The sequence below is a fragment of the Achromobacter ruhlandii genome (genome assembly GCF_902859695.1).
Lineage (GTDB): Bacteria > Pseudomonadota > Gammaproteobacteria > Burkholderiales > Burkholderiaceae_B > Achromobacter > Achromobacter ruhlandii.
Genome location: NZ_CADIJL010000026.1, coordinates 86,871 through 93,903, shown reverse-complemented (window position 1 = coordinate 93,903; position 7,033 = coordinate 86,871). Strand labels below are relative to the sequence as shown.

General features: G+C 67.1%; 5 protein-coding genes. 1 reads left to right on the top strand and 4 read right to left on the bottom strand.

The genetic code is table 11. From position 1 onward, the window contains the following. The 4 genes from HV742_RS24455 to HV742_RS24440 all read right to left on the bottom strand — a co-directional run. On the bottom strand, positions 1-594 hold a 594-nt coding region (locus HV742_RS24455; protein WP_175146599.1), incomplete at its 3' end, for an enoyl-CoA hydratase-related protein. Then, on the bottom strand, positions 591-1,883 hold the full coding sequence (locus tag HV742_RS24450; protein ID WP_175146598.1) for an acetyl-CoA C-acetyltransferase: 1,293 nt from the start codon (positions 1,881-1,883) through the stop codon (positions 591-593). The genes HV742_RS24455 and HV742_RS24450, both read right to left, overlap by 4 nt. 27 nt (positions 1,884-1,910) lie before the next feature. Then, positions 1,911-4,259 carry an acyl-CoA dehydrogenase gene (locus HV742_RS24445; protein ID WP_054417273.1) on the bottom strand — a complete coding sequence of 783 codons (2,349 nt, stop codon included), beginning with the start codon at positions 4,257-4,259 and terminating at the stop codon, positions 1,911-1,913. A gap of 59 nt (positions 4,260-4,318) precedes the next feature. Continuing rightward, the gene (locus HV742_RS24440) at positions 4,319-4,990 is read right to left on the bottom strand and encodes a TetR/AcrR family transcriptional regulator (protein ID WP_175146597.1); all 672 of its coding nucleotides are present in this window, start codon (positions 4,988-4,990) and stop codon (positions 4,319-4,321) included. A 355-nt stretch (positions 4,991-5,345) separates the two neighbouring features. On the opposite strand from HV742_RS24440, the gene HV742_RS24435 reads away from it, so the two are divergent. After that, the gene (locus HV742_RS24435) at positions 5,346-6,950 is read left to right on the top strand and encodes a glucosamine inositolphosphorylceramide transferase family protein (RefSeq protein WP_175146596.1); all 1,605 of its coding nucleotides are present in this window, start codon (positions 5,346-5,348) and stop codon (positions 6,948-6,950) included. Positions 6,951-7,033 lie beyond the last annotated feature (83 nt).

Below are 7,033 nucleotides of genomic sequence, written 5' to 3'. Positions count from 1 at the left end.
CGCCTGCAGCAGGCGGGTTGGCACGCGCGCGTCCACCAGGCCCAGCGCGGCCGCGCGGCGCGCGTCGGCGCCGCGGCCGGTCAGCATCATGTCGAGCGCGGCCGGCGCGCCGATGACGGCGGGCAGGCGCAGCATGCCGCCCCAGCCGGGAAAGATGCCCAGCATCACTTCCGGCAGCGCCAGCGAGGCGCCGGGCGCGTCCTCCACCAGCCGGTAGCGGCAGGCCAGCGCCAGTTCCAGGCCGCCGCCCAGGCAGTGGCCCTGGATCAACGCCAGCGTCGGATAACGCACCGCCGCCAGGCGGTTGAACAGGTTCCAGCCGCGCGCCACCAGGGCGCGGCCCTGTTCCGGCGTGTTCAGTTCGGCGAATTCGTTGACGTCGGCGCCGACGATGAAGCCGGTCGGCTTGCCCGAGCGGATCACCAGGCCCTTGGGCGGCTGCGCGTCGAGCGCGTCCAGCACCGTCGCCAGTTCCGCCATGGTGTCGGCGGACAGCGCGTTGACGGCGCTGGCGGCGCGGTCGAACGTCAGCCACGCCAGGCCGTCGGCGTCGCGCTCCAGGCGCCAGTGCGAGAGCGTCTCCAGCGTGTTCATGGGCGGTCCTCCAGGGTTTCGACCAGCATGGCGCCACCCAGGCCGCCGCCGATGCAGATGGCGGCCATGCCGCGGCGCGCGCCGCGACGCTTGAGCGCCTCCAGCAGGTGCAGCACGATGCGGGCGCCCGATGCGCCCACCGGATGGCCGATGGCGATGGCGCCGCCGTCCACGTTCAGGCGCGCCGGATCGAGCTCGCCCCACGCGGGCGTGCCGAAGTGTTCCTGGCAATAGGCCTCGTCCCGCCAGGCCGCCAGGCAGCCCAGCACCTGGGCGGCGAAGGCTTCGTTGATCTCCCACAAGTCCAGGTCATTGAGGCCGAGTCCGTGGCGTTGCAGGATCGGGGTGGCGGCATGCACCGGCCCCAGGCCCATCATGGCCGGATCGAGGCCGGCCCACTGGCTGTCGATGATGCGGCCCAGCGGCCGCAGGTTCCAGCGCCGCACCGCTTCCTCGGAGGCCAGCACCAGCATCGCCGCGCCGTCGGTGACCTGCGAGCTGTTGCCGGCGGTAATGTTGCCCCAGGGCTTGTCGAACACCGGCTTGAGCTTGGCCAGCTTTTCGGGCGTGGAGTCCTCGCGCACGCCGTCGTCGTCCGGATACAGCTTGCCCTGCGTGTCGATCAGCGGCGTGATCTCGGTGAAGGCGCCGTTGGCGCGCCCGGCCAGCGCGCGCGCGTGGCTCTGCGCCGAATAGGCGTCCATGGCCTGGCGGCTGATGCCGAAGCGGGTGGCGACGTTCTCGGCGGTCTGGCCCATCGACAGGCCCACCACCGGGTCGGTCAGGCCCTTGAGCAGGCCGATGACCGGCGCCAGGTGGCGCAGGCGCAGGCGGCCGAGCGTGGCGAGCTTGGCGCCGACGCCGCGGGCCGCGTACCAGTTGGCCAGCCAGCGCACCATGTCGTCCGAGAACAGCACCGGCGCGCGCGACAGGGCGTCCGTGCCGCCGGCCAGCACCAGCTGCGAGCGGCCGGTCTGGATGTTGGCGATGGCGGAATCCAGCGCCTGCATGCCCGAGGCGCAGTTGCGCATCACCGTCCAGCCGGGCACCTTGTTGCCGCATCCCAGGCGCAGCGCGATCACGCGGCCGATGTTGACCTCGTCGGCCGACGGCGCGGCGCAGCCGACGATGACTTCGTCCAGGTCGGTGGGGGCGTAGGGTTGGCGCAGCAACAGGCCGCGCCCGGCCTGCACGGCCAGGTCGCCGGCCGCGAACGGGCCGGGGCCCGAACGCGCCTTCAGGAAGGGCGTGCGGGCACCGTCGACCACGTATACCGGTTTGAATGCCATCCGATCTCCTTGGTGTGTGGACGGGCCTCAGGCTGCCTTGCGTTCGCTGACCGGCTTGACCGCGCCGGTGGCGCCGAGGTCAAAGGGGAAATCATCCACTTTCACCACGGTATCGCGCAAGGTATTGCGGCGCTTGACCACCGCATATTCTTCGGCGGTGATGCCGCCGGCGGCAAAGACGGCGTCGGCCAGGTCGCGCACGTTGGCCTGCGGATTGCCTTCGAGCGTGCCGCGCTTCTCGAACTCGCGGATCTTCGATTCGATCGGCTCGGCCTCCAGCGTGGCGGCCAACGCCAGCTCGATCGCGCCGACCGGTTCGTCGGCGGTGGCGGGCAGGTGGCAGCCGGCGGTCAGGCGGTCGCGGGTCGCGCCCGGGTTGATCAGCAGCCGCGCCACGTCCTGGCCCAGTTGGTCGGACGGCAGCGACTGCGGCCGGCCCCAAGGGAAGACGATGCGGCGCAGGCTCCACGCCACCACGCGGTTGGGATAGTTTTCCAGCACGCCGTCGATGGCGTCCTGCAGGCGGAACAGCGCGTCCTGCACCGACCAGTGCACCAGCGGCGCGTCGGCGTCCTGGCGGCCCTCGTCCTCGAAGCGCTTGAGCGCGGCGCTGGCCAGGTACATCTGCGACAGGATGTCGCCCAGGCGCGCCGACAGGCGTTCGCGGCGCTTGAGGCTGCCGCCCAGCACCAGCATCGAGGTGTCGGCCAGCAGCGCGAAAGCGGCCGAATAGCGGCTCAGCAACTGGTAGTAGCGCTTCATTTCGGGCGCGACGTCGGCGTCGATGCCGATGAAGCGTCCGCCGGTCAGGGCGGTGCCCAGCGCGCGCAGCTTGTTGCGCGCGACAAAGCCGACGTGGCCCCAGAAGGCCTGGTCGAAATCGATCAGGCCCTGCCTGCGGTCGGACGACTGCGCCGCGCGCATCTCGGCCAGCACGTAGGGATGGCAGCGGATCGCGCCCTGGCCGAAGATGATCAGGCTGCGGGTCAGGATGTTGGCGCCTTCCACGGTGATGCCGATGGGAATCTGCTGGTAGGCGCGGCCCAGGAAGTTGGACGGCCCCAGGCAGATGCCCTTGCCGCCGATCACGTCCATGCCGTCGTTGACGACCTGGCGCGCGCGCTCGGTGACGTGGTACTTGACGATGGCCGATACCACCGAGGGCTTTTCTCCCAGGTCGACGGCGCCGGCGGTCATGCTGCGCGCGGCGTCCATCATGTAGGTGTGGCCGCCGATGCGGGCCAGCGCCTCCTCGACGCCCTCGAACTTGCCGACCGGGGTGCGGAACTGGCTGCGCACGCGGGCGTAGCCGCCGACGGCGCGCGCGGTCAGCTTGGACATGCCGGTGTTGGACGATGGCAGCGAGATCGAGCGGCCGGCTGCCAGGCATTCCATCAGCATGCGCCAGCCCTGGCCGGCCATGGCCGGGCCGCCGATGATGAAGTCCAGCGGCATGAAGACGTCGTGGCCGCGGGTCGGGCCGTTCATGAACATCGCATTCAGCGGGAAGTGGCGGCGGCCGGTGTCCACGCCGGGATGGTCGTGCGGCACCAGCGCGCAGGTGATGCCCAGGTCTTTCTTGCCGCCCAGCAGGCCGTCCGGGTCGTACAGACGGAAGGCCAGGCCCAGCAGCGTGCAGACCGGCGCCAGCGTGATGTAGCGCTTGTCCCAGCTGACGCGCATGCCGATCACTTCGCGGCCCTGCCATTCGCCCTTGCAGACGATGCCGCTGTCGGGGATGGCGGCGGCGTCGGAACCGGCCCACGGGCTGGTCAGCGCGAAGGCCGGCACTTCCTCGCCGCGCGCCAGGCGCGGCAGGTAGTGGTTCTTCTGTTCATCGGTGCCGTAGTGCAGCAGCAGCTCGGCCGGGCCGAGCGAGTTGGGCACCATCACCGACACCGCCAGCGCCGACGAGCGCGTCGACAGCTTGGTCACGATCTCGGAGTGGGCGTAGGCCGAGAAGGCCAGGCCGCCGTATTCCTTGGGGATGATCATGCCCAGGAAGCCGCTGCGCTTGAGATAGTCCCAGACCTCGGCGGGCAGGTCGAAGCGTTCCTGCGTGATGTTCCAGTCGTTGACCATGCGGCAGGCCTCTTCGGCCTGGTGGTCGAGGAAGTGCTGTTCCTCGTCGGTCAGGCGCGGGCGCGGGTAGGCCAGCATGCGCTTCCAGTCGGGCCGGCCGCGGAACAGCTCGCCTTCCCACCAGACCGTGCCGGCCTCCAGGGCGTCGCGCTCGGTGTCCGACATCTGCGGCAGCACCTTGCGGTAGAGATTGAAGATCGGCGCCGACAGCAAGGCCCGCCTGAGCGGGCGCACGCCCAGCAGGACGACGGCCAGCAGCGCGATGACGATCAGCGCGACGATGACTGCGTTCATTTCCTAGTCTCCTTTTTTTGAATTCTCTGGAACCGCCGCGCCGCGCCGACCCTGGGGCCCTAGGTGACGGGGTGCTGCGGTAGGGGAGCGCGCAGGCCGCCGAGCAGGAAGCTCATCAGGCGGGGCAGCAGCAGCTCGGGGTTGTCGGGTTGCTCGGACTCGTCCAGCGTCCAGCCGGTCACCGAGCGCAACAGGTCGGTGCCGATGATGGCGTAGGAGGTGGCGCCGAGCATGAACTGGAAACGCCACACGATTTCGGCGCGCGGCACGTCGGGCAGGGCGGCGAACAAGGCATTGCGATAGCGCTCGAGCACGTCGGCGTATTCCTCTGCGAAAAGAGCGCGGATGAAGCCGGCCGGGTCGGTCATGGTGCGTTCGAGCAGCGGCAGGAACGTGCTGCCGGCCTGTTCGGGATCGGCCGCCAGCCGCAACAGCGTGCCGAAGAAGGCGTCGACGATCTGCGACGGCTTGAGCGGCTTGCCCCGGGCCTGGGCCTCAAGCTCGTCGAGCAGGCGCAGCCGTTCGCGATTCAGGACTTCCAGGCGCCGCTTGAGCACGGCCTGGACCAGCGATTCCTTGGAGCCGAAGTGATAGTTGACCGACGCCAGATTGACGCCCGCCGCGCCCGTGATCTGGCGCATGGACGTGCCGTCGTGGCCCTGTTGCGCAAACAGGGCTTCGGCGGTGTCCAGGATCGATTCGCGGGTGCTGGAGGATCTGAGTTCTTGCATTAGGTTGAATTCAAACGTTCGTTTGAAAACAGTATGCGTGAGCCGGTGCCAGGATGCGATAGTGGTTATCCCTAGCTGGTACGCATGAATCCCGAGACGGTCCGGATGACCGCCTCGTTCCTTTGCACGAGGGCCCATGCGGTTGGCCGAGGAAGAAGCGTGGGTCTCGCCCAAACGGCGCTGCGCCGTTTGTCCTCGGACGAGCGCCCTAGGTTGAAAGCCGTCTGGAAGACCAAGCCAAAACCCCGCAGTATCAGCGCGAGGACTTGAAAGCGTGGCACCGTGGATGCGCCTGGCGAGCCCGATCGCCGTTCCGGTGCCGCGGCCAATTCGCCCAGACACAGGAGCAGGAGATATGAAGACCTACAGAGTGGGGCTGTTGCTGGATGGCACCGACCAGCCGGGGTGGATCCACGACATGGCCGAGTGGCTCGCGCGCAGCCAGGACTACGACCTGGCGGCGTTGCTGGTGATGGAAAAAACCGTTCCCGAGCCCCGCCTGGGCACGAAAGCACTGTTCGGCACGCTGTCGCGGCTGGAGTCGCGCCTGCTGCCGGCGCGCCAGCGGCAGATGCTGGCTTGCCGCGACATGCGCGACGGTCTGCCGCCTTCGACGCCAGTCCTGACGTTGCCGGACGATCCGCGCGACGCCGGCCGCGACGACGGCGTGGCGGCGCTCGGCCTGGACCTGGTGCTCGTGCTGGGCGCGCTGCCGCCACTACCGCCGTTGCGTGCGCGCATGGCGGATTGGGCGAGGCTGGGGGTTTGGCACGTGGGGTACTCCGACATCGCCGTCGCCACCAGCCGCTACGCTGGATTCTGGGAGGTCTACCAGCGCGAGGACCACACCACCGTCAAGCTGTGGCGGCTGGGCGCGGGCGAAGATGAGGATACGCTGCTGGACCAGCGCAGTTTCAACACCGAGGTGTTCTGGCTGAAGAACCAGACGCGGGCGTTCAGCCTGGGCAATTTCATGGTCTACGACGCGCTGCTGGCGCTGGCGCGCGCGCGGCCGGGCGTGGCGCCGCCCGGCATGCAGATCCTGAGCGGCCAGCGCCGCGATGATCCGGTCGAATGGGACAGCGCCGCCTATATTGCGCGCCAGGCGTGGTTAATGACGGATTTGATTGTGCGGCGCGTCATGGGACGCAATGTGCGATGGCGGATCGGTATGTTTCCGTCGGTCCGGCAGCAGGCGGTGGTATCGGAAGCGATGGTATTGCAGCCACCCAAGGGGCGATTCTTCGCCGACCCCTTTGTATATACGCGAGACAAAAATCCATATATATTTTTCGAAGACTACGATTTTAATTCGCGCAAGGGCACGATCTCGGTCGCAACCTACAAGGACGGGGCTTTCCGCCTGTTGGGGACGGCCTTGAACCTGCCCTATCATTTATCGTTTCCGTATATCTTTGAATACGAGGGCGTGACCTACATGGTCCCGGAAACCTGCGGAAATCGCAGCATAGAATTATGGAAATGCACCGAATTTCCGTTGAAATGGGAATTGGACATGACCCTGATGACCGATGTTTCCGCGGTCGATACCATTATATTCAAGCGTGGAGAATATTGGTGGCTATTAACCAATATCGACCGAACGGATGGCCAGAATCATTGCGATGAATTGTTTGCCTTTTTCGCCGATTCGCCGCGCTCGACCCAATGGACGCCACATGCCTGCAACCCCATCGTGCGCAATCCGATGCGGGCCCGCAACGCCGGAATCGTTGTCTCGCCTGCGGGAGAGGTGATCCGCTGCGCGCAGTACCAAGGCTTCTGCCACTACGGCAAGGGCGTCTCGCTCAACCGCATCGAGGAATTGTCGCCCTCCACCTATGTGGAGACGGATGGCGAAATCCACTACGCCAGTTTCCTGAGAAAACGTCATGCTTCAATGCACCATTGGCATCACCAGGGTGGGCATACGGTATTCGACTTCGCCTATATGGAGTAAATGACGCCGCAGTGATTGAAAATAAAAATGTTACCTATATTTCGATTGCGATTTCCCGGCCCGGGCTTAATGTGTCGATGGAA

What these genes read in the sequence shown, in the direction of transcription:
- HV742_RS24450 (WP_175146598.1), bottom strand. Translation starts at nt 1,883, where the DNA reads ATGGCATTCAAACCGGTATACGTGGTCGACGGTGCCCGCACGCCCTTC.
- HV742_RS24445 (WP_054417273.1), bottom strand. Translation starts at nt 4,259, where the DNA reads ATGAACGCAGTCATCGTCGCGCTGATCGTCATCGCGCTGCTGGCCGTC.
- HV742_RS24440 (WP_175146597.1), bottom strand. Translation starts at nt 4,990, where the DNA reads ATGCAAGAACTCAGATCCTCCAGCACCCGCGAATCGATCCTGGACACC.
- HV742_RS24435 (WP_175146596.1), top strand. Translation starts at nt 5,346, where the DNA reads ATGAAGACCTACAGAGTGGGGCTGTTGCTGGATGGCACCGACCAGCCG.